Annotated in this window: 19 protein-coding genes and 1 pseudogene; 12 read left to right on the top strand and 8 right to left on the bottom strand. The window is 65.8% G+C overall.

The features are described 5' to 3' along the window. Positions 1–278 precede the first annotated feature (278 nt). Positions 279–407, bottom strand: a pseudogene (locus IEY86_RS38555) (helix-turn-helix domain-containing protein); the annotation flags it as partial. Between the two features lie 211 nt (positions 408–618). On the opposite strand from IEY86_RS38555, the gene IEY86_RS34020 reads away from it, so the two are divergent. Then, complete coding sequence (locus IEY86_RS34020) at positions 619–1,557, top strand: arylamine N-acetyltransferase family protein (RefSeq protein WP_189135773.1); 939 nt, start codon at positions 619–621, stop codon at positions 1,555–1,557. An 826-nt stretch (positions 1,558–2,383) separates the two neighbouring features. Then, a complete protein-coding gene (locus tag IEY86_RS34025; RefSeq protein ID WP_189135774.1) occupies positions 2,384–3,637 on the top strand; it encodes an MFS transporter in 1,254 nt (417 codons plus the stop codon). Between the two features lie 285 nt (positions 3,638–3,922). On the opposite strand, the gene IEY86_RS34030 is transcribed toward IEY86_RS34025, so the two are convergent. After that, complete coding sequence (locus IEY86_RS34030) at positions 3,923–4,933, bottom strand: LacI family DNA-binding transcriptional regulator (protein WP_189135775.1); 1,011 nt, start codon at positions 4,931–4,933, stop codon at positions 3,923–3,925. A 164-nt stretch (positions 4,934–5,097) separates the two neighbouring features. Between IEY86_RS34030 and IEY86_RS34035 the strand changes: the two genes are divergently transcribed. The 4 genes from IEY86_RS34035 (at position 5,098) to IEY86_RS34050 (ending at position 10,730) form a co-directional block, all read left to right on the top strand. Continuing rightward, the gene (locus IEY86_RS34035) at positions 5,098–6,042 is read left to right on the top strand and encodes an NAD(P)-dependent oxidoreductase (protein ID WP_265806111.1); all 945 of its coding nucleotides are present in this window, start codon (positions 5,098–5,100) and stop codon (positions 6,040–6,042) included. Between the two features lies 1 nt (position 6,043). After that, entirely contained in the window at positions 6,044–7,300 is a 1,257-nt protein-coding gene (locus IEY86_RS34040) for a M24 family metallopeptidase (RefSeq protein ID WP_189135777.1), read from the top strand. An 11-nt stretch (positions 7,301–7,311) separates the two neighbouring features. Then, a complete protein-coding gene (locus IEY86_RS34045) occupies positions 7,312–8,775 on the top strand; it encodes an NAD-dependent succinate-semialdehyde dehydrogenase (protein ID WP_308425198.1) in 1,464 nt (487 codons plus the stop codon). A gap of 1,046 nt (positions 8,776–9,821) precedes the next feature. Continuing rightward, positions 9,822–10,730 (top strand): ABC transporter substrate-binding protein, encoded by a 909-nt coding sequence (locus IEY86_RS34050; RefSeq protein WP_189135779.1) that lies wholly within the window; start codon positions 9,822–9,824, stop codon positions 10,728–10,730. A gap of 124 nt (positions 10,731–10,854) precedes the next feature. On the opposite strand, the gene IEY86_RS34055 is transcribed toward IEY86_RS34050, so the two are convergent. Next, entirely contained in the window at positions 10,855–12,339 is a 1,485-nt protein-coding gene (locus tag IEY86_RS34055) for an aldehyde dehydrogenase family protein (RefSeq protein ID WP_189135780.1), read from the bottom strand. Positions 12,340–12,448: 109 nt separating this feature from the next. Between IEY86_RS34055 and IEY86_RS34060 the strand changes: the two genes are divergently transcribed. Beyond that, complete coding sequence (locus IEY86_RS34060) at positions 12,449–13,804, top strand: amidohydrolase family protein (protein ID WP_189135781.1); 1,356 nt, start codon at positions 12,449–12,451, stop codon at positions 13,802–13,804. Between the two features lie 181 nt (positions 13,805–13,985). Here IEY86_RS34060 and IEY86_RS37235 read toward each other — a convergent pair whose 3' ends face one another. From IEY86_RS37235 to IEY86_RS38385, 4 genes are all read right to left on the bottom strand, one after another. Beyond that, complete coding sequence (locus tag IEY86_RS37235; RefSeq protein WP_229699011.1) at positions 13,986–14,186, bottom strand: hypothetical protein; 201 nt, start codon at positions 14,184–14,186, stop codon at positions 13,986–13,988. Beyond that, complete coding sequence (locus IEY86_RS34070; RefSeq protein ID WP_189135782.1) at positions 14,183–14,395, bottom strand: hypothetical protein; 213 nt, start codon at positions 14,393–14,395, stop codon at positions 14,183–14,185. Before IEY86_RS34070 ends, IEY86_RS37235 begins: the two co-directional genes overlap by 4 nt. A 193-nt stretch (positions 14,396–14,588) precedes the next feature. After that, on the bottom strand, positions 14,589–15,239 hold the full coding sequence (locus tag IEY86_RS34075; RefSeq protein WP_189135783.1) for a hypothetical protein: 651 nt from the start codon (positions 15,237–15,239) through the stop codon (positions 14,589–14,591). A 118-nt stretch (positions 15,240–15,357) separates the two neighbouring features. Next, on the bottom strand, positions 15,358–15,507 hold the full coding sequence (locus IEY86_RS38385; protein ID WP_373287137.1) for a 2-oxo acid dehydrogenase subunit E2: 150 nt from the start codon (positions 15,505–15,507) through the stop codon (positions 15,358–15,360). A gap of 203 nt (positions 15,508–15,710) precedes the next feature. On the opposite strand from IEY86_RS38385, the gene IEY86_RS34085 reads away from it, so the two are divergent. The 3 genes from IEY86_RS34085 to IEY86_RS34095 all read left to right on the top strand — a co-directional run bounded on the left by IEY86_RS34085 (position 15,711) and on the right by IEY86_RS34095 (position 17,757). Then, complete coding sequence (locus IEY86_RS34085; protein WP_189135785.1) at positions 15,711–16,202, top strand: VOC family protein; 492 nt, start codon at positions 15,711–15,713, stop codon at positions 16,200–16,202. 3 nt (positions 16,203–16,205) lie between these two features. After that, entirely contained in the window at positions 16,206–16,868 is a 663-nt protein-coding gene (locus IEY86_RS34090; RefSeq protein ID WP_189135786.1) for a GntR family transcriptional regulator, read from the top strand. Between the two features lie 214 nt (positions 16,869–17,082). Then, positions 17,083–17,757, top strand: coding sequence for a zinc-binding dehydrogenase (locus tag IEY86_RS34095; protein ID WP_189135787.1), 675 nt, complete (start codon positions 17,083–17,085; stop codon positions 17,755–17,757). Between the two features lie 34 nt (positions 17,758–17,791). Here the strand turns inward: IEY86_RS34095 and IEY86_RS34100 are convergent, their stop codons facing one another. Continuing rightward, positions 17,792–18,145, bottom strand: a complete 354-nt coding sequence (locus IEY86_RS34100) for a hypothetical protein (protein WP_189135788.1) — start codon at positions 18,143–18,145, stop codon at positions 17,792–17,794. A 238-nt stretch (positions 18,146–18,383) separates the two neighbouring features. Between IEY86_RS34100 and IEY86_RS34105 the strand changes: the two genes are divergently transcribed. Both IEY86_RS34105 and IEY86_RS34110 read left to right on the top strand, forming a co-directional pair. Continuing rightward, positions 18,384–18,542, top strand: a complete 159-nt coding sequence (locus IEY86_RS34105) for a hypothetical protein (protein ID WP_189135789.1) — start codon at positions 18,384–18,386, stop codon at positions 18,540–18,542. Between the two features lie 271 nt (positions 18,543–18,813). Beyond that, positions 18,814–20,947 (top strand): alpha-ketoacid dehydrogenase subunit alpha/beta (locus tag IEY86_RS34110; protein ID WP_189135790.1); only part of this gene is annotated, 2,134 nt, incomplete at its 3' end.

A 20,947-nucleotide genomic window follows, 5' to 3' on the forward strand; every position in this document is an offset into this window, starting at 1 on the left:
CCCACCGGCAAGGGACAGGCCCGCTGGACCATGCGCTGGAAGACCGCACTGAACGCCTTCGACATCACCTTCGACGGCCGCCTCTCAGCAGCCCGCCAGTAACCCCAACTACCCCAGTTACACCGCTCGTTTGACAGACCCTTCCTCGCCGGTGACCACCACGGCACCATGAGCCTGGCCATCGACTCCGACATCCAGGCGTACGTCAAGCGCTACACCACCTCGTTCGGCATCCCGCGCGGCCCGAGAGCGGACAACTGGCCCGACGACAAGGCCTTCCTCGGCAGCGACGCCGACCCCTGCGACCGCAGAGCCCGCGGACCGCCCTCCTCCCACGCCTGCCGCCACCGCTGCACCGACCGGACACTCACCCGCAGGTCCTTGGCGATCACCGAGCTCGCCTCACCCGGGCGAAGCGCCCGCCCCCTTATGGATACCGCATGCCTCGGTCATACCGCAGCGAGCGAGGAGCCGTCAGCCCCTACGACACCACGAGTTCAATTTCAGCAGGTGGCGAAAAATCGCAGACCTGGTCTACTCCATGCAGGTTCCGCTGTCTTCGGCCACCATGTTGCTGGAGCTGCGGGTCCGCGAAGACCACTAATGTAATCTGGCATTATGCCAGAAATCGAACATGCCAACCGAACGGACCATCCACGACAGGTCGAAAGGAAAGGATCGGCGAAGCCCGCCAAGGCCCCCGAGGCAGAGCAGTCGACCGAGTCCGAGAGCGGTTTTGACTTGGACGCATATCTGGACGTGATCGGCTGGAACGGCGCGCGACGGGCGGATGTGGCCACGCTGCGGGGCATGCACTGGGCACATTTGCTGACATTTCCATTCGAGAACCTCGATCTTCTGAGTGCCACAGTCCCGTCCCTCAGGCCGTCCGATCTGATGGCTAAACTGGTTCACAGCCGCCGGGGCGGCTACTGCTTCGAGCAGAACACACTCTTCGCGTTGGCCCTGCAGGCGCTGGGTTTCGAGGTAACGCCCGTGGCCGGGCGAGTTGTTCTGGGGGCAGACTCCGTGGAGAGCCGCCCGCGCACCCACATGACACTGGTAGTGCGTGCTCCAGGAAACCTGCAGCCGTACCTTGCCGACGTCGGCTTCGGCTCGGTGGGCGGCCTGGTGGAACCGGTCCCGCTGACGGTCGATGTGGAGTCCCATCATCGCGGCCGCCGCCACCGGCTCGTCCACCTACCGCGCAGCGGCCCTCTGGAACTGTGGTCGCTCCAGGCACGGGCACCGGGTGATGTTGCCGGGGAGAGCTGGATCTCTCAGTACGTCTTTACCCTTGACCCTTTCGAGTCCATCGATACCCAGGTCGCAAATTGGTATGTGGCCACCCATCCCCGTTCTCCCTTCCGCAGCCGTCTCTTCGTACAGCGGGCCACTCCCGACGGACACCTGGCACTGGATGGTCGGCACCTCATCGAGACCGCTCCCGACGGCGCTGTTACTGAGCGGGATCTCTCCGATGAGGCCGAAGTCCTCCGCGTTCTGGATGAGCGGTTCGGCATCACCGCGCCAGAGAGCCCGCAATTGAGGTACTGAACCGCTCCCCCTGCGGAGGACGCGGCCAACCGGACTCAATGGACAGCTTGGCCGTCCGCCGGTGGCGCGCCGGGGCGCACGGACCCCAACGAGGTCGTGCACGGTAGGCGGGAGACGTCGAGGATGCCGGCAAGGCTCGGTGTCCACATCTGTCGCGCCGACGTCAGGTCCGCGGTCTGCTGATGGGACAGCAGGTTTTGGCGACGGCTTGGACGATGTCGCTCATGTGCTTGCGGCGGCCGAGGTGTCGGGCCCGGCGCCGAGGTGGTCGACGACCTCGGAGGCGCACAACGGCCCGTCTCGGTGACGAGTTCGACAATCACATGGGCTGACAGACCTGTGATCCCTCGGTCGCTGATGATCGCTGCACGAGACGAGTCGCCCACCACGCGACCATGTCGACACTCGACGTCTCCCCGCCTACCGTGCACGAGCTCGTTGGACCTGCGGTGCTGTCATGCCAAGGTGCAGGGCACGACCGTGGTCGTCGCCAGCCGTACGGCGGCCAGGCCGCGCGGGGCACGGCCCCCTTCGATACTGCTCGCCCTCAGCGATTGGCGGCATTGTCGTCGGGTGCTGTAGCTCCCCACCCCCTTCGTCCCGCAGCCACACTGATCCTTGGTCGCGATGGAGGGTGCCTCGAAGGGAGCCCGGCCAGTCCCAAGATCGGTTTCAGTCGGACACTTCATACCGTTTTGTGAGGTCTCAGACGGTACAGGTGCAACCGTTTGCTCCCAGGAATCTTGGTATCAAGTGTTGTGTAGCCAGGATACCTGCGCCTATCTTTTGCAATCGATCGCATTCGCTGGAGTGAGGAGATCGACTCATGACCAAACCCGCCTGGCACGCTTCGGAGGCGAACGCGCAGCCTGCGCCCGCTCGACCCCCAGTGCCTCGTCCGCTCATCGTCCTCGGCTTCGGCCTCATGGCCGTGTCTTTCATGATCAATGCGATGGACCGGCAGGTGTTCTACCCCCTGCTCCCGGAGATCGCCGCCACCTACAACTTCTCGCTTTCGGAAGGCGGGCTGCTTGCGACGGGCTTCACGCTCGGTATCGCGGTGGCCGGCATTCCAGCGGGCTACCTGGTGGACCGATGGTCGCGCCGGACGGTCCTCATCCTCAGTATCGTGATCTACTCGGTGGGCACGCTCGTCACACCGCTGGCCACGGCGTTCGGTGACCTTGCGGTCTACCGGCTGATCTCAGGCTGCGGGGAAGGCATGCAGGCTGCAGCGCTGTACGCCGCCATCAGCTCGTTCTTCCTCGTCCGCCGATCGCTCGCCCTCGGCGCTCTGGGTGTCGCGTTCGGGGCCGGAGTGTTCTTCGGCCCGTTGATCGGTACTGGGCTGGCCACCAGCTATGGTTCCTGGCGGGCTCCATTCGTGTTCTTCGGCCTTCTCGGGTTGGCGATAGCCGCGGTGATGACCTTCAGCCTGCACAAAGGCCTGACTGAAGGAACGGCCAGCGGCGCCGGCGAGGTGGTGGCCGAATGCGAGCATCTACCGGACACCCCCTACAACCGGAACACGATCTTGCTCGCCGTCGCTTCCGCCGCGGGGGGCCTGGTCTTCTATGGTTTCCTCGGTCTGTATCCCACCTATCTGCGCGAAACCTTGCATTTCAGCGTCGGCCAAGGGGCGCTCGCGACCAGCCTCGTGGGGGCCGGAGCGGCGATGTCCTTGCCCAGCGGTTGGCTCGGCGACCGGTTCGACCAGCGCAAGGTCTTGCTCGTCACTTTCGCCGGCGTCTCGGTCTCAGGCCTCCTGCTGTTCGCCGGGCCTCACACAACACAATGGCAGTTCGTTTGCGCGTTCTTGATGGGAACGTTTGCCGCCGGATCGATGTTCACCAACTGCAACAGCATGATGCAGCGTTCCGTCCGTCCCAGGCACGTGGGACGCGCCGCCGGGCTGTTCGTGGCGTCCTACTACAGCGCCGCTTCTGTCTCCGGGTTCGTCTTCGCGCGCCTCGTCACCACTCTGGGCTGGCAGCACGCCGCGCTATGGCAACTGACGGTGCTGCCTGCAGTCGTCCTCGTGCCAGTGTGGTTCCTCGATTCGAAGCGCACCGCACCATGAGGAAGCGTACGGGTGGCGTCTGATGCTTCTCAGGAACGTCTTGGAACGACGCCAAGCATGTCCAGAGGCACTTGCACCCGGCGGCCAGGCCAGTCGTCGAGACGCGCCCACTGGCTGTGCAGACCCCTTGGGGTGATCTTGCCTCGCAGTGGCATCCGACGCTCGACGGTACCCTCCTGCCTGCGGCAGATTCTGCCGACGTCTATGCCACCGGGAGGACAGAATCAGCCAAGGAATCGCGAACACCTTCTCTAGATCCAAGCCGGGAATCGGCCCCTGTGACGTCTAGCACGCCGATCCAGTAGACCCACGGACAACCAGACGTAGCGGGAGCGACACCCTTTTCGGCGTGCTATCCGCTCCCGCGAGCTGGTCGAGCAGCAGTTGGGCGGCCTCGGCGCCTAGCCGGTGGTGGGGCACGTGAACGGTCGTGAGCGGCGGAGTGAGCTTGTCAACGAACAGCATGTCGTTGAACCCGATGAGCGAGATTTCACGGGGGCAGTCCAATCCGCGCTCGCTCAACGCTTGGAGCACGCCGAGGGCGATCATGTCGTTCCCGGCCAGGATTGCCGTCGTCTCAGGATGTTCCTCCAGCAGGCAAGAGGCTGCCGCGGCGCCGGCGCTTTCGCTGTAGGAGGCGCACTCCACGACTACCTCAGGTAGCGAGTGCGCTGCTATAGCATGGTGGAACGCCTGGGCACGAACGAGACCAGTGGAAACCGTGGCAGGGCCGGATAGGTGCGCGATGTGCCTGTGCCCGAGGCCGACAAGGTGCTCGACAGCGGTCGCGACCCCAGCCTCGTCGTCACCGGTCACCGCAGGAAAGAGTGGCGCGTCGGTCGTCCGATTGATCAGCACGACCGGGATTCCCTGCTCCGCCACCCGAGTCAGTAGAGGATCATCGCGCATCGCGGAAGCGATCAGGAACCCATCGACTTTACGAGACAACAGCGCGTCGAACTGCGTTTGCGTGCGCAGCGGGTCGTTGTCAGTATTTGCAAGCAGCGCGGTGTAACCATGCGCACCGATCGTGTCCTCGATGCCACGCACCACGAGCGGGAACAGCGGGTTCGTCAGGTCGGGGATGAGGACGCCGAGCGTGGCCGACCGGTTTGTGCGCAAGCTGCGGGCGAGGGCGTTCGGCTGGTAGCCAAGGCGCTTGGCGGCCATCAGCACGCGACGCGCGGTCTTCGCGTTGACCTGGTCGCTGGTTCGCGGATTGAGCGCGCGTGAGGCCGTGGCCTTGTGCACGCCGGCGAGGCTGGCGACATCGGCGATGGTCGGTGGTTTCCCCATGGATCCTCATGTTAGGGCGTCTCTTGCAACCGGTCACACCCGAGTTTACCCCGAAAAGCTTGACAGTACCGAGGATCCAACGGGACGATAACGCAATCGATTGCAGCCACGCAGGGAAGGCATCGCGGTCGGCTGCGGAGAACGTCTCTCGAACTCGCCGGAGGATGACGATGGGCTATCGCGCGAACGAGCACCCGAGGATCGGGTGGATCGGCACGGGCCGGATGGGTTTTCAGCTTGCCTCGCGGCTGCTGGACGCAGGCCATGACGTGGCGGTATACAACCGAACGCGCGCAAAGGCTGAGCCGCTCTCGGCGCGGGGCGCGACGGTCGTCGATACCCCTGCCGAACTGGCTGCCCGCGATGTCGTGTTCATCATGGTGTCCGCGTCTGCCGACCTTACCGCGGTAACGGTAGGCGAGAATGGGCTTCTGACACGCGAGGTCGCGCCGGGACTGATCATCGATTCGTCCACTGTGTCCGTCGCGGCGTCGGCCAGTGCCCGAGAAGCGGCGACAGGCCGCGGTACGGATTTCCTGGCTGCGCCGGTGAGTGGAAACCCGAAGGTGGTCAAGTCGGGGAAGCTGACACTGGCGGCGTCCGGACAGCGCGAGGCGTTCGACGCGGCCCGACCGCTGCTGGACCTGCTGGGGCGCGGCGTGACCTACGTGGGTGAAGATGATGTCGCGCGCTTGGTGAAGATCGCCCACAACGTCCTGCTCGGCGTGATGACCCAGTCGCTCGCAGAGGTAACCGTGCTGGCGGAGAAGGGTGGTGTGAGCCGCGCCGCGTTCCTGGAGTTCATCAACAACTCCGTCATGGGCTCGGTGTTCAGCCGCTACAAGACGCCGGCGCTGGTGAATCTCGACTTCACGCCGACGTTCACGATGCCCTTGCTGCGCAAGGACTTCGATCTGGGGCTGGCGGCCGCGCGTGAACTCGAGGTGCCCATGCCGGTCGCGTCGGCCACCGCGCAACTCGTCGCCGAGGCCATTGGGGCGGGTTCGCGGGAAAACGACTTCGCCGAACTGATTCTGGAGCAGGCGCGGCGCTCCGGAATCGAACTCAGGCCAGAGGGCGTGTCGGTCGACGACGGGCTGGGCGGCTGACATGGCATCGATCAGTACAACGGTGCGCCCGCTGCCCGCGCCGGGGCACACTGGCGTCGACTTCGAGCAGCGGGTGGATTTCGACCGGCTGCGGGAGTATCGACTCGAGCGGGCGAGGGCGGCGCTGGAATCGAGCGAGTGTGGCGCGTTCTTGCTGTTCGACTTCTACAACATCCGCTACGTGACCCAGACGTGGATCGGCGGTGCGCTGGGCGACAAGATGACCCGGTATGCCCTGCTGACCCGCGGGGGCGAACCGGTGTTGTGGGACTTCGGTTCCGCGGCCAAGCACCACCAGTTGTACTCGCCGTGGCTGCTGCCGGAGAACTCGCGGGCCGGCATGCTCGGTCTGCGAGGGGCCATCGCTCCCAGCGATGGGCTGATGGAATCGGCGGTGCGTGAGATCAAGGGAATGCTCACCGATGCGGGTCTCGCGAATCAGCCGGTAGGCATGGATATCGTGGAGCCGCCGTTTCTGTTCGAGATGCAGCGGCAGGGGTTGAGAGCGGTGGACGCGCAGCAGTTGATGCTCGACGCACGGCAAATCAAGTCCAGTGACGAGATCATCCTCCTCACCCAGGCCGCAGCCATGGTCGATGGCGTATACCAGGACATTGTGGAGGCCCTCAAACCGGGCGTCCGTGAGAATGAGATAGTCGCGCTGGCCAACAAGCGTCTCTACGAGATGGGTTCGGACCAGGTCGAAGCCATTAACGCAGTCTCAGGAGAGCGGTGCAATCCGCATCCGCACAACTTCTCCGACCGCATCATCCGCCCAGGCGACCAGGCGTTCTTCGATATCATCCAGTCCTACAACGGTTACCGGACCTGCTACTACCGTACGTTCAGCGTAGGGAGCGCGACCCCATCGCAGCGTGACGCCTATACAAAGGCACGCGAGTGGATGGACGCCGCGATAGCCACGGTGGGCCCCGGTGTCGGTACCGACGACGTTGCGCGCGTGTGGCCCGCAGCGACAGAGTTCGGTTTCGAGAGCGAGATGGCGGCTTTCGGCCTGCAGTTTGGCCACGGTCTGGGTCTCGGGCTGCACGAACGGCCGATCATTTCCCGGCTCAACAGCCTCGACAATCCAGTCGAGATCCAACCGGGCATGGTGTTTGCCCTGGAGACGTACTGCCCCGCCAGTGACGGGTTCTCCGCTGCGCGGATCGAGGAAGAGGTCGTGGTCACCGACCAGGGTCCTCAAGTGATCACCAAGTTTCCAGCGCAGGAACTGTTCGTCGCCAACAAGTATTGATGAGAGTGCCAGTGACAACGGTTGAGCAAGACACCATTCTGCGAGATGTGCCCCTCGAACTGTTCCTCGACGGGGCCTGGCGTTCCGCCTCCGACGGTCTCCGGATCCCAGTGTATGACCCGGCGACAGGCAAAGAGATCGCCTCTGTGGCAAACGCCTCGGTCAGTGACGGAATCGCCGCAGTGGATGCCGCGCACAAAGCTGGACCGGGTTGGGCTGCGACCCCACCGCGCGTAAGGGCGGAGATCCTGCGGCGTGCATTCGAGGCGATGACCGACCGTACAGAGAAGCTCGCCGCGTTGATCGTCCTGGAGAACGGCAAGACGCTGGCCGATGCTCGCGGCGAGGTCGCCTATGCTGCCGAATTCTTCCGATGGTATGCCGAAGAAGCGGTGCGCGCGGTCGGCACCGTCCAGCTGGCTCCTTCGGGAGCAAACCGAATTCTTGTTGTGCGCAAGCCCATCGGTGTATCTGTTCTCGTCACGCCGTGGAACTTTCCGGCAGCTATGGCGACACGCAAGATCGGGCCGGCGTTGGCAGCCGGGTGCACAGTCGTCCTGAAACCGGCGAGTGAGACGCCACTGACTGCGCTTGCCATTGCGGAAATTCTCATGGAGGTGGGGGTGCCTGCCGGTGTGGTGAACGTACTGCCCTCGGCTCGTTCCGGCCCCGTCGTGCAGGCAATGTTGGACGATGCGCGAGTGCGTAAGCTCTCGTTCACTGGCTCGACGGAAGTCGGCAGGCGCCTACTCGCGACCGCAGCAAAGACTGTCGTCAGCCCTTCGATGGAGCTTGGCGGCAACGCCCCTTTCATCGTGTTCGCCGACGCCGACCTCGATGCCGCCGTGGATATCGCGATGGTCGCCAAAATGCGGAACGGCGGTGAGGCATGCACAGCCGCGAACCGTTTCTACGTCCAGCAGGGCGTAGCAGCAAGGTTCACCGCCCTCCTTGCCGAACGAATGGCCGCGCAGAAAATGGGCCATGGCTTGGATGCCAGTGTTTCACTGGGCCCGTTGGTCAACGCCGCAACACGGGAGAAGGTAGCGCAACTCGTAGAGGGGACTGTGGCGATGGGCGCCTCCGTGGTCACCGGAGGATCCATCAAGGATGGTCCCGGCTACTTCTATCCCCCGACGGTGCTCGCAGAGGTACCACCAGGTGCGCCGGTTCTGACGGAGGAGATCTTCGGGCCGGTTGCGCCCGTGGTCGTCTTCGACGACGAGGCCGAATCTATCGCGATGGCGAACGACTCGGAGTACGGGCTCGTTTCCTATGTGTGCACGCGTGATCTCGCGAGAGGACTGCGGGTCGCTGAGGCGATGGATTCAGGCATGGTCGGCCTCAACCGCGGGATCGTTTCCGACCCGGCAGCGCCCTTCGGCGGAACGAAACAGAGCGGGCTCGGCCGAGAGGGAGGACATGACGGTCTGCTTGAGTTCACCGAATCTCAGTACATAGCTGTCAATTGGTGAGCGCAAAACGAAGCTGCCGTCCCCCATGGTGAGCGACTTTTCATCGACCTGTCAGACGAGACAACCCTTGACCATGCGGTTGGACAAGGCGTGGTGTCAACACTCGACGGTGCTGGACGGCGCCGATCTTTCTCAAGCGTCCGGGACCAGCCAAGTATGGTCGTTCGCCCAGCATCGACGAGCACCAACATCCGCACTGTGGTGGTGGCGGGCGAGGCGTCGAGATGTGCCCCCGTCCGGAGGCCCCGTAGGCGAAGCCGACCGGCTTGTATCCACTCGGCACCCGCAACAGCCACCACCACTCGAACAGTCCGAGACCGCATGCCCTGCCGAGGAGAGCGAAGCGCAGGCGTGTGGTGGTCGGGTGCACGGGGCTCGGGAGGTGTGCGCCGGGGCGGCGGTCCCGGCTGACGGGCTGGGGTGAGGTGTGATGGAGTCCACCGCATCTCCGGTTGTCTCGGGGGCGGGGCTCCGGCGCGGGGCGGCCGGGGGTTTGGCGGGCCCGCGCCGGAGCGTGTTCACGACGGTCAGGCGGCGGTGTCGGCCCGCGACGAGTGGATCTTGTTGCCGAGAGCCCGGAGCAGGTCCTGCAGCAGGCCGATGGTTGTCTTGTCGGTGGGGTTGCCGGCCCGTAACGCCTTGGGGTTACCACTTACCGATGCCGCCAACATCTCAGTGCCGACCCAGGCTGCATTGGTGTGAACGATCGCAGAATATTGTCGGAAGCGGTCGACGAGTCAGTCAGCACCATGGGGTTGGTACCGCCTGAGAACTGGGGTCGGTGGTCACCTCGTCGCCCCATGGACGATGAGGTCCGCGGCTTTGCTGCGAGTGCGGGAGAGGGGCAGCTACCCTGCAGTCGGCCGCCGGCGGCCGCCGGGCCAAAGCGGGTGCCCGTGCTGCCGCGCCGCTCCAGTCGGCCCAGGGCGTTGGCAATGTCATGACATCGTCGATGTGCAAGTCACCTTGTCTTCGAATTGCGATCGATTGCAGTGTAGGCTGCCTCAGAAGGCAGCCTGGGGCAAGCCTCGGCTTGGGAGGGCACGATGCGTCAGATACGGCTCGGAACGTTCAGCCCGTCGGTGTTGCTTGAGGTGGCCCGGGTGACCGGCCGGCTGGACGCGGCCGGGCTGGCCGTCGTCGAGCTGCCGGTGACCTCGTCGCCGCAGCAGTTCGCCGACCTTTTCGACGGCCGACTTGACGCTGGACTGACCAACCCGGACAACGTGTTCGCCTACCGGTTCGTCCAGGAGAACCCGCTCGGGCGCACCGGCGACGTGCGGATTCTCGCGGCGCTGGACCGCGGCCTCGGACTGGCTCTGTTCACAGGCCCCGGCCGTGAGCAGGTCGAAGATATCCGCGGCGGGACGGTCGGCGTCGACGTGCGGGGCTCGGGTTTTGCCTTCGTCGCCTTCGAACTGCTGGCCAGGGCCGGCCTGCGAGCCGATGAGGACTATCGGGTCGAGGCGTTCGGCGCCACGCCCCGCCGGGTCAGAGCGTTGCTGAGCGGCGCATGCGTGGCCACCGTGCTGAACGCCGGCAGTGACCTGGTGGCCGAGGATGCCGGGGCGCGCCGTCGGTCGCCGGTCACCGAGCTCGGCCCTTACGTCGGTAGCGTGCTCACCGCGACCGGAATGGGTGTCGAGCGGAATCGGGATGCCCTGCGTGACCTGGCTTCGGTGCTGGTGGCCACCGCCCGTCACATTCTGCGCACACCTGCCCCGGCGGAGGTGTCGACCGCGATTGCCGAGCGTCTCGGTCTGACTGGTGATGCGGTCGAGCGGCACTTGGCGATCCTGCGCGACTCGGCCACTGGGCTGGTCGGCGACGGCCGACTGCGGATGGTCGAGCTTGAGACGGTTATCGAGCTGCGGCGGGCACACGCCCGTGGCGAGTGTCCGGACGCGGTTGCGGCTCTCGCCGGCGGTTTGCTCGACGAGACTTTCCTGTCCTGACGTCGAGCACGCCCTCGGGTGCCTGTCGACTCCGGGCCGGGCGGAGCCGCCCGCAGTCTCATTTACGGCTGTGAAGGAACGGTGGGGCGGCGTTGTTGCCGGCCCCACCGTGGCGTGGAGCGAGTCAGTCACGCGGAGGCCAGGTCGGGACCGGCGACTTACCCGAGGGGAACCGGATGTTCTTGGCTCGGACAAACTCGTGGAGGGTCTCGGCTGCATTCTCCCGGCCGAAGCCGCTGCCCTTCACGCCACCGAACGGCGTGCCCAGGAAGGCCCGCCGCATATAGTTGTTGACGAAGATCATCCCGGCCTCCAGGCGGTCGGCCAGTCGGCTCGCCCGGAAGTGATCCTCGGTGATCATCGCGCAGGTCAACCCGTACGCCGTGCCGTTGGCGACCGCGATCGCCTCGTCCTCGGTCTCGTATCGGATCACGCAGGCGATCGGGCCGAAGATCTCTTCTTGTGCCACCGTCATGTCCGGCGTGACGTCGACCAGTACCGTCGGCGGCACGAAGTAGCCGTCGGCCAGCCGAGGATCGTCCGGCAGGCCGCCCTGGGCGGCGATCCGCGCTCCCTGGTCCAGTCCGGACCGCAGATAGCCGAGCACTCGCTCCTGCTGCCGCCGGTCGACCATCGCGCCGATGTCGGTGCGAGGGTCGAGCCCGTCGCCGACCACCAGGCGCTCCGCGGCCGCTCCGAACCTGTCGACGAACTCGTCGTGGCGCGAGTCGTGCACCAGCAGCCGGGCGGTCGACGTGCATGCCTCGCCCTGGTTGTAGAACATGCCCTCGATCGCGACTTCGACTGCGGTGTTCATGTCCGCGTCGTCGAGCACGATCAGCGCGTTCTTGCCGCCGAGCTCCATCGTCGAGAACGTCAGATTTTCCGCAGCCGACCGCAGCACCGCCCGCCCGGTCGCCGTCGCGCCGGTGAAGGTGATCCGCTCGACCAACGGGTTCGCAGTGAGGGCGGGGCCGGCGGTCACGCCGGTCACCGCATTCAGTACGCCCGGCGGCAACACCGTGTTGGCCAGCTCGACCATCCGCAGCACCGCCAGCGGCGCTTGCTCGCCCGGTTTGATCACGACGGTGTTCCCGGCCGCGAGCGCCGGTGCGCACTTCTTGCTGAAGTGCAGCGGAGGCCAGTTGAACGGCAGGATTGCGGCGACCACCCCGTACGGCTCGTACTTGATCCGGGCCTCGATCGGCCCGGAGTCGACAATCTCGCCGTGCAGTGTCTCGGCGAGCCCGCCATAGAAGTCGAATGCCGACGAGCTGTAGGCGACGTCGAAGCGGAGCGCGTCTCGCTTCGGCTTGCCTACTTCGCGCGCCTCCAGTTCGGCGATCTCGTCGGCGTGCTCCCGAATCACCTGCGCGACCTGGCGCATCAGCGACGACCGCTCACGCGGAGTGGTGTGCCGCCAATACTCCTCGTACGCCCGGCGGGCCTCGGCCACCGCCCGGGCAACCTCCAGGTCACTGCTGGCCGCGACCGTGGCCAGCAGGTTGCCGGTGGCCGACTCGTGAACGTCGAACGTGTCGGCCCCGTCGGTCGCCAGCCACCCGCCGATGTAGCCGGACCAGACGGCCGTACGGTCTTCGATCCTCATGAGGTCTCCCTCCAGCACACGATTGCACAGCACTTTCACCAGTTGGATCCAGCAGATACCCTAATCCAACCGACTTGAATATGCGATCGGTTGCAAAGAGGGGGTTCAGATGAAGACCTTGCTCCAAGGTGGCCTGGTGGTCGCCCCTACCCGTGCCGACCTGCTGGCGGGCGGCGACGTCCTGGTCGACGGAGAGACCATCGCCGGGCTCGGCGCGCGCGGCGAGTTCGCCTCGACTCCTGTCGACCGCACCCTCGACGTCTCGGACTGCCTGGTGCTGCCTGGCCTGGTCAACACCCACCAGCACGAGTGGTATCTGCTCGGCAAAGGGCTCGGTGACGACCGGCTGCTGGAGAAGTGGATCTGGGAGTGCCTGTTCCCGCTCAAGGCCCAGCTCACCCCGGACGACTTCCGGGTGGCCAGCGAGCTCGCCGCGCTGGACATGATCCGCGGCGGCACCACCACCTGCGTGAACCATCTGGTCGCCGAAACCTCCGCGGGCGAGGAGGAGGCGATCCTGCAGCCGGTCGCGGCCAGCGGCATGCGGCAGTTCTTCGCCAAGGCCGTGCGGCCGGGCGACGTCAAGGACGACTTCGAGAGCGCACGCTCCTGCTTCGAGACCTGGGACGGCGCGGCTGACGGCCGGATCCGGGTCGGCCTGGTACTGGAGGCGACCTCGCACTGGGTGGCGGCCGGTCAGACCACCGAGGAGATGCTGATCGGCGGCCATGGCCTGGCGGCCGAGCTGAACACCTTCATCACCGCGCACATCGCGGGCGGGACGATGTCCAGGGAGGACGGCTATCTCAAATACGTGCTGGAAACCGGCCGCACCGACATCGAGTTCCTGCACCGCCTGGGCATCCTGGACCGGCGCTGGATCCTGGCCCACACCATCAACACCCGCGAACGAGATCTGGCGCTGATCGCCGAGTCGGGTGCCACGGTGTCGCACACGCCCAGCTCGGAGGCGGCCCGCGGGGGCGGTGTTACGCCCGTGCGGGAAATGCTGCGCCGCGGCATCCGGGTCGCGCTCGGCACTGACGGACCGATGGTCGACCACACCAACGATATGCTGGAACAGCTCAAATGGACTCGGCTGCTGCAGAATCAGGTCCATCACATCCCGTCCAGCATCGCGGTCGACACACTGGTGGCCATGGGAACCTCGTACGGTGCCGAGGCGCTCGACGCCTCTGGCATCTTCGGCACGCTAGCGCCCGGACTTCGCGCTGACATCGCCATGTTCGACATCAACACCCTGCATGCGGCGGTCACCCACAATCCGCTCTCGACGCTGGTGCACGCCGTCCGGTCGAGCGACGCCCGGCACGTGATGGTCGACGGCGAGCTCCTCCTGCATGACGGCCAGTTCACCAGGGCCGACCGGATGCAGGTGACCGACCTGATCAATCGGGCCGGGAAGGCCGCGAGGGCTCTCGGCCGTCGGGCCGGCCTGCTGTAGTAGACCGCCGGTCCCACCGCCTTCCCGGCTTGCGGTCGGCGGCGGGACCAATCGGGCATCATCGCGACGTGGCGATGTAAGTCGACTCCAGGCAGTCGAGGACGCTTCGCCCGATGCCGCTCTGCTTCACACCGCCGAAGGGCGACCGCCGGGTCGCAGACCAGACCTCGGTCGAGGCTCATCATCTGGCCTCCACGCGTTCGCTCACCCGCAGGCCGCGGCCGAGGTCTCCGGTGTACGGGCCGACCTGGGTGGCCGGGTCGGTGGCGTCACCGACGACCAGGGCCGCCGGCCGGGACGCCGGGCGGCGGCCCACTCCTCGACGTACAAGCGGTTGGCGGGCGGTGCGCGACTCACCCGCGTTGCGCATCTTGGCGATCATCGCGCCGTCGACCGCAGCATCGGGGTCGGCATCGGCGAAGACCAGGACGGAGCGTTGCCACCGGGCTCCATAGAATTGCTCACGACGTAGTCGGCGGCATCCTTGAACAGCAGCCGCCCCACCTCGTTCGAACCGGTGAGACGGCTTGCGCACCTGGGGGCGTGCAGCATCGCCTTGACCGTGCGGCCCGAACCACGACTGGGTAACACGTTGAGCACCCCTCCGGACTCCGGCCCCCCGCGAGCGGTCTTGCCATGGACAGCACGGTGAGGGGGCGCTAGGGCGCCGGCATGGGGACCATTGTGCAGCCAGCAGCCAGCAGCCAGCAGCCAGCAGCCAGCGCCGGTGGGCGCCGGCCGTGTCTGGCACCCACTTCGCCGTTGATGAACAGGGCGGTGGCGGTCATGCGTGGGGCGCTTCTCCGAAAGTGCGCCGGACGTGGACGCCCAGGTCGTGGGCCAGGTAGATCTCCAGGAAGCCGGGCAGACCACCAGCCGCCGCCTGCGCCTTGAAGGCGTCGACGAAGCGCGGATCGGGTTTCTCGGTCAGCAGGACTATGCGCCACACGTTCATCGGCTCGTCGTCGGTGCCGGCCACGCCGTGCTCGACGTGGAACAAGGGCTGGTAGGGATCGGCGAGCAGCGTCTCACCGTCCGGGCCCTCCATCCGGGCCCGGCCCAGGAAGACGACTCGCTGCGTTGCCGAGTCGGTGAACACGCCTTCGAGTACCCGGCCTCGCTCGTCATTGAGCCATGCCTTCTGGATCGACGAGCGCAGGTGGCGGCGGCCGTCCGGCAGGGAGGTGGCGGACCACGAACGGCCTTCGCTGACTATGTAGGGGATGTACGTCAGCGGGTCCCACGCCTTCTTCATCTCCATATCCCACACCTGGGCCCTGGTCATCCGGGTCCGTGGGGTCACCGCATACTGCTCGGCCAGCGTCTTGTTGACGTCGACCGGAGGTAGCGCGATCGAGGTGGTGCGCGGATCGTTCCACGCGTCGTCGAACTCGTCGTGTGCGGCGGCGACGGTGACTAGTTCGGGCTCGGTCACGGCGATCCCCTTTCCTCGGAGGTCAGCGACATTTGGTTACTAATCTGACGATATGCATCAGTGGCCATCATGCGATGCGGGTCAGCGGCGCACGGAGAGACTGCGCGAACACGCGCCTTCACTCCGCGGCCAGTGCCCCGTTGATCACTCGGTGATCCGCCAAGAGCTCGACCTTCATCGCCGAGCGAGCAGTGATCTTCCCCGAATCGAGCAGGACCGGCCGCTCGAGTGCCCTCGAACGCCCGGATGAGCACGAGCTGCGGTACATGGTGCGGAGAGCCACGGGTCGGCGGCGTCCAAGTCGTTGCCGACGACGAACTCGGTCCACGCGGCCTCGGGTGCAGCTCGTTCGGAGTGGCCATGGGTAGAGACTGACACGCGATTGGATCCTACATCAACGGCTTCCCTGCGAATATCTTGACATATAGCGTGAGGAGCGTTCAAGATTGGATCACATCATAGGAGTGAGCAATGGGACTTCCTGGACTCGCGGGAGTCGACCACGTCGGCTTCACGGTCCCCGACCTCGAACAGGCGCGAGCGTTCCTGGTCGACGTGCTCGGCTGTGAGTACGTGTACTCGCTCGGCCCGTTCATTCACGACGACGACTGGATGCGCGAACACCTCAACGTCCATCCTCGGGCGGTGATGCGGCAGCTGCACTTCTTCCGGTGCGGCAACCAGGCGATCTTCGAGGTCTTCCAGTACGAGGCCCCCGAGCGCGGGACCGGGCAGCCCGCCAACAGCGACGTCGGCGGACACCACGTGGCGCTCTACGTTCAAGACCTCGACCGCGCGGTCGCCTACCTGCACAAACAGGGTGTCCGGGTACTCGGCCGACCGACCGCCAGCACGGGGCCGAGCGAGGGCCAGCGCTGGGTCTATTTCCTTGCCCCGTGGGGAATGCAATTCGAGCTGGTGTCGTATCCCGGGGGCAAGGCCTTCGATCGGGCATCCTCGTGAAGTATGACTGACGAACTGACCGGATTCGGCGGGGCCGCCCATCGGGTGGCGGCTGAGCTGCGCCGCTCGATCCTCGACGGCGAGCTGCTGCCTGGCACCCGGGTAAGGCAGGAAGAGGTCGCCTCGCGGATCGGGGCGAGTCGGCTGCCGGTCCGAGAGGCGCTGCGCATGCTCACCGCCGAGGGGCTGCTCGAGGCGAAGCCGAACAAGGGTGCCCGGGTGAGCACGCTGACCGCCGCCGATGTCGACCTGATATACCAGATGCGGGAACGGCTCGAACCGCTCGCTCTGATCGAGACGCTGCCGCATTTCACCGACGCCGATCTGGCCAAGCTCGGCGATCTGCAGGAGCAGATTGCCGCGAACGACGACGTCGGCGATTTTCTCCGGCTGGACCGGGAATTCCATCTGCTGACGTACCAGTACGTGCGGCTTGAGTCGCTGTCCGAGACGGTGCTGCGGATGTGGAATTTGACTCAGCACTATCGGCGGGCGTTCATGCGAGTGGTCGGCTCCCACCAGCGCTGGGTGATCAACGCGGAGCACGATCTGCTGTTGGAGGCCCTGCACCGGCGCGACCCGGTGGACGCCGAGCGCTACCTGGCCGGTCACATCCGGCGCACCCGGGTCGAGTTGTCCCGACACCCGGAGATCTTCGAAGAGTAGGGCGAGGCAGTGTCGTTCGGTTTCATGGCCCCCGCAAACCTTCAGGAGGTCGCGAACAAAGGCGGGTTTCACCGGGCCACCGCGTCACGGGCGCTGAACCCAGCCACCGGTGTCGCTGCTCTCCCAAATTCAGCGAGAGCATTGACATCCGGTGGCAAAGTCAGCCCGCGCGGGTGGTCGCCGTCGACGAGAAGCTTGTACTACCGCAGCCCGCATGCTGCGTACCCGCCGATCAACACGTGATCGGCATCCTGGTGCCGGACATCCTCTGCTGTACGCGGCGGTGGTGCACGGCGCCGCCGGCGCGGTGCTGAACGTCCTGACGCCGCGTGCCGGAAGCACACTCGCAGTCTTCGGCGCGGGAGCGGTGGGCCTTGCCGCCGTGATGGCGGCCGCGTTGCTTCCGCTTCGGGCGTTGGTCGCCGTCGACGTGCAGCGCTCAGGCCTGGAGCTCGCCAAGTCGCTGGGAGCGACCCACGTCATCCACGCCGGGGACACCGACCCGGTGCGGGCGCTGCGCGAGATCACCGAAGGCGGCCCGGACCACGTGGTGGAGTGCAGCGGCGTGCCTGAAGTGCTCACCCAGGCCATCCACGCGCTCGGCACCGGCGGGTGCGTCGCGGTGGTCGGCGTGCCGCCCTTCGGCCAGACCGCCGCGGTCGACGTCGCGGACCTGGTGAATGGCGGTAAACGGGTGCACGGGGTGGTCGAAGGGCGAAGCAATCCGCCCACGTTCTTGCCGCAGCTCGCGAAGCTGGTGGCTGCGGGCCAACTGCCGATGGGGAAGCTGGTGGCGACGTTCCCGCTTGAGGACATCGAGCGTGCAGCAGCCGCCACGAACGATGGTTCCGTGGTCAAAGCTGTGCTGCTGCCCAGTCTCGGGCGCTGACCCCCAGGGCACCCGACCCACCCCGTTGGCTGGCTCAGCGGGTGTGGCGGCTGATGTGCTCACCCAGCGCTTGCAGCGCCGCGCTGCTCTCCGGAAGGAGAGAGTCGAACAGATGCCAGATATGCGGCGCGTCATGTGCAACCAGCAACGCCGCTTCGTCGCGGGCCGCGGCGGCACGTTCCGTTAGCCGGACCGTCGTCGTACAGCACCTCATCGGTCCCAGCCTGCACCTGCGGCGGCGGGAGCCCGTGCATGTCGGTTCAAACTGTCCGCGGTCGTCTCGGACCGGCTGGGCATGTCCGCTCGCGCGATGCTGGAGGCCCTGATCGCCGAGGAGCGCGATCCGCAGGTCCTCGCCGAGATGGCCAAGGGCGAGCATGCGCGCCAAGTGTCAGATCCTCGCTCAGGCACTGACAGCCAGTTCACCGACCACCACGCCCTCCTCGCCCGGGCCATGGTGGACCGCATCGACGCGGCAAGCGGGACCGAAGCCCGGCTGAGTGAGGAGATCACCCGACAGCTGGCCCCGTTTCGCCGCAAGATCGGGCTGTTGACCATGGTTCCCGGCGTCAGCACCAGCTCGGCGGAGAACGTCCTGGCCGACATCGGCTGCCGATGTTGCGCGGTTGCACTCGCCGCTGGTCCGGCGCCTCGTACTCGAAGACTTCGACGATCGCGACGTTGCCGCAGCAGAAGAAGTGCAACTGGCGCATCACAGCATCGCGGACAACACCTGGATGATCGGTCATCCAGGTGCTCTTCTCCTCGTGGAAGGGACCGAGTGAGTACTGGTACTCGCAGTCCAGAACCTCGACCAGGAACTGCCGTGCTTACTCGAGGTCGGGGACGGTGAGGCCGAAGTGGTCGACTCCGCTCAGGTGAGAGCCTGACTCTGCACCACGCATGACAAGTCAAATCGGATCCAATTGTGGAACGCCCCTCGGAGGTGTGGCCGGTTCAATGCCGTTTGTGGTGCTGGCCTCGCATGGAAGGTCTTGCGATTGGATCCTACTTGTGTCATCGTCCGGCAGTACAAGCCCACTTCGAGGAGGCTTCATGGCCACGCACCATCGGCTGCGTCCGGCGTCGAACTGGGTGGAGCTGCGGTCCACCCAGGCGGACTGGGACCGCGTCGACGGCGATGTCCTTCGCCGGATGCTTAGTCACCTGCTCTGGATCCGCTCATTCGAGGAGTACGTCCTGGAGCTCTCTGGTCAAGGCCTGGTCCACGGTCCTGCGCACTCAAGCATCGGGCAGGAGGGCGGGGCCGTCGGGTCGGTGCTGCCCCTCCGCAGCGCCGACGTCGTCAATGGTTCCCACCGAGGGCATCATCAGTTCCTGGCCAAAGCCTTCGGCCATGTGGCTGAACCGCCGACCGGAGCACTGCCCAAGATCACCCCGGAGGTCCGGATGGTCCTCCAGCGAACACTGGCGGAGATTTGCGGCCTTGCGCGCGGCTTCTGCCATGGCCGGGGCGGGTCCATGCACCTGCAGTGGCACGAGGCGGGTGCGATTGGTACCAACGCCATCGTCGGTGGGGGAGTGCCGCAGGCGGCCGGCTACGCATGGGCCCATCGTCGGGCCGGTGCTGATGCGGTAGCGGTGACGTACTTCGGCGACGGAGCCGTGAACATCGGGTCAGTACTCGAGACGTTCAATCTGGCGGCCGCGTGGAAGCTTCCGATCTGCTTCTTCATCGAAAACAACCTGTATGCGGTCTCCACTCGAGTGGACGAGGCAACCGCCGAGCCGCGGCTGTCCGCGCGAGGCCTGGGCTTCAACATTCCCAGCTGGCGGGTGGATGGCATGGACACGGTTGCGGTGTACCTGGCGATGCAGGAGGCCCTCGACGTGATGCGGTCGGGTGGCGGACCGACCATCATCGAGGCGGACGTGTACCGGTACTTCCACCAGAACGGCTCCTTTCCTGGGAGTGCCTTCGGCTATCGAGACAAGGGGGAGGAGAAGGCATGGCGTGATCGGGACGCGATCGACGCCATGAAGCGCCACGTGCTCCGTCGCCAACTGGCCACCGACGAGGAGATCGCCGCGGCGGAGGCGAACATCCGGGCCACGATGGCCGAGTTGGGCGACGGACTGCTGGAGCCGAAGCCCGGCGGCAAGCCCGGCCAGCGGCAAATCAAGTCGTCGGAATGGCCTGAGCCCGACTTCGTCGATGTGGGCATCCGCGGTGACCTGAGCGAATTCGAGGGCGTACGGTTCGAGGAAGCCGAGACCTTCACCGGCAGAACGGGCACGGCCAAATTTATCGACGCTGTCAGCAAAGTGATGCTGCGTCGGATGAGCGAGGACGACTCCATCGTTGTGATGGGCGAGGACGTCCACAAGCTCAAAGGCGGCACCAACGGTGCTACCAAGGATCTGCCGGAACGTTTTCCCGGCCGCATCCTCGGCACGCCCATCAGTGAGAACGCCTTCGTGGGACTGGGGGGCGGCATAGCGCTCGACGGCCGCTTCAAGCCCGTTGTCGAACTCATGTATGCCGACTTCATGTGGGTGGCAGCGGACCAGCTGTTCAACCAAGTCGCCAAGGCGAGACACATGTTCGGCGGTGACAACGATGTACCGTTTGTCCTGCGCAGTAAGGTCGCGGCAGGAACGGGCTACGGGTCCCAGCACACAATGGACCCCGTAGGGATCCTCACCACGGCCCCCGGTCTGCGTGTTGTCGCCCCGACCACCCCGTTCGACTACGTGGGGCTGATGAACACCGCCCTTCGCTGCAAGGACCCCGTCATCGTCGTGGAACATGTGGATCTGTACAGCTCTTCGGGCATGGGGCCGGTCGACGACCTCGACTACTGCATTCCGGTGGGCAAGGCAGCTTTCCGGAGACGTGGCGATGATCTTACCGTCATCTCCTACCTCTCGATGGTGGCCCGGTGCCTGGAGGCCTTGGACGAAATCGGGTCGGTACAGGCCGACGTCATCGATCTGAGGTGGCTTGACCGCGCCAGCGTGGACTGGGCCGCGATCGAGGAGAGCGTGAAGAAGACGAACAACGTCCTTGTCGTCGAGCAGGGTGCCCAGGGCACCTCCTACGGCGGCTGGCTGACTGACGAGATTCAGCGTCGCCTGTTCGACTGGCTGGACCAGCCCGTTCAGCGTGTCACCGGCGGAGAGGCATCCCCAAGCATCAGCAAGGTGCTCGAGCGCGCGGCCCTCGCCG

Source organism: Wenjunlia tyrosinilytica, from assembly GCF_014646055.1.
Taxonomy (GTDB): domain Bacteria; phylum Actinomycetota; class Actinomycetes; order Streptomycetales; family Streptomycetaceae; genus Wenjunlia; species Wenjunlia tyrosinilytica.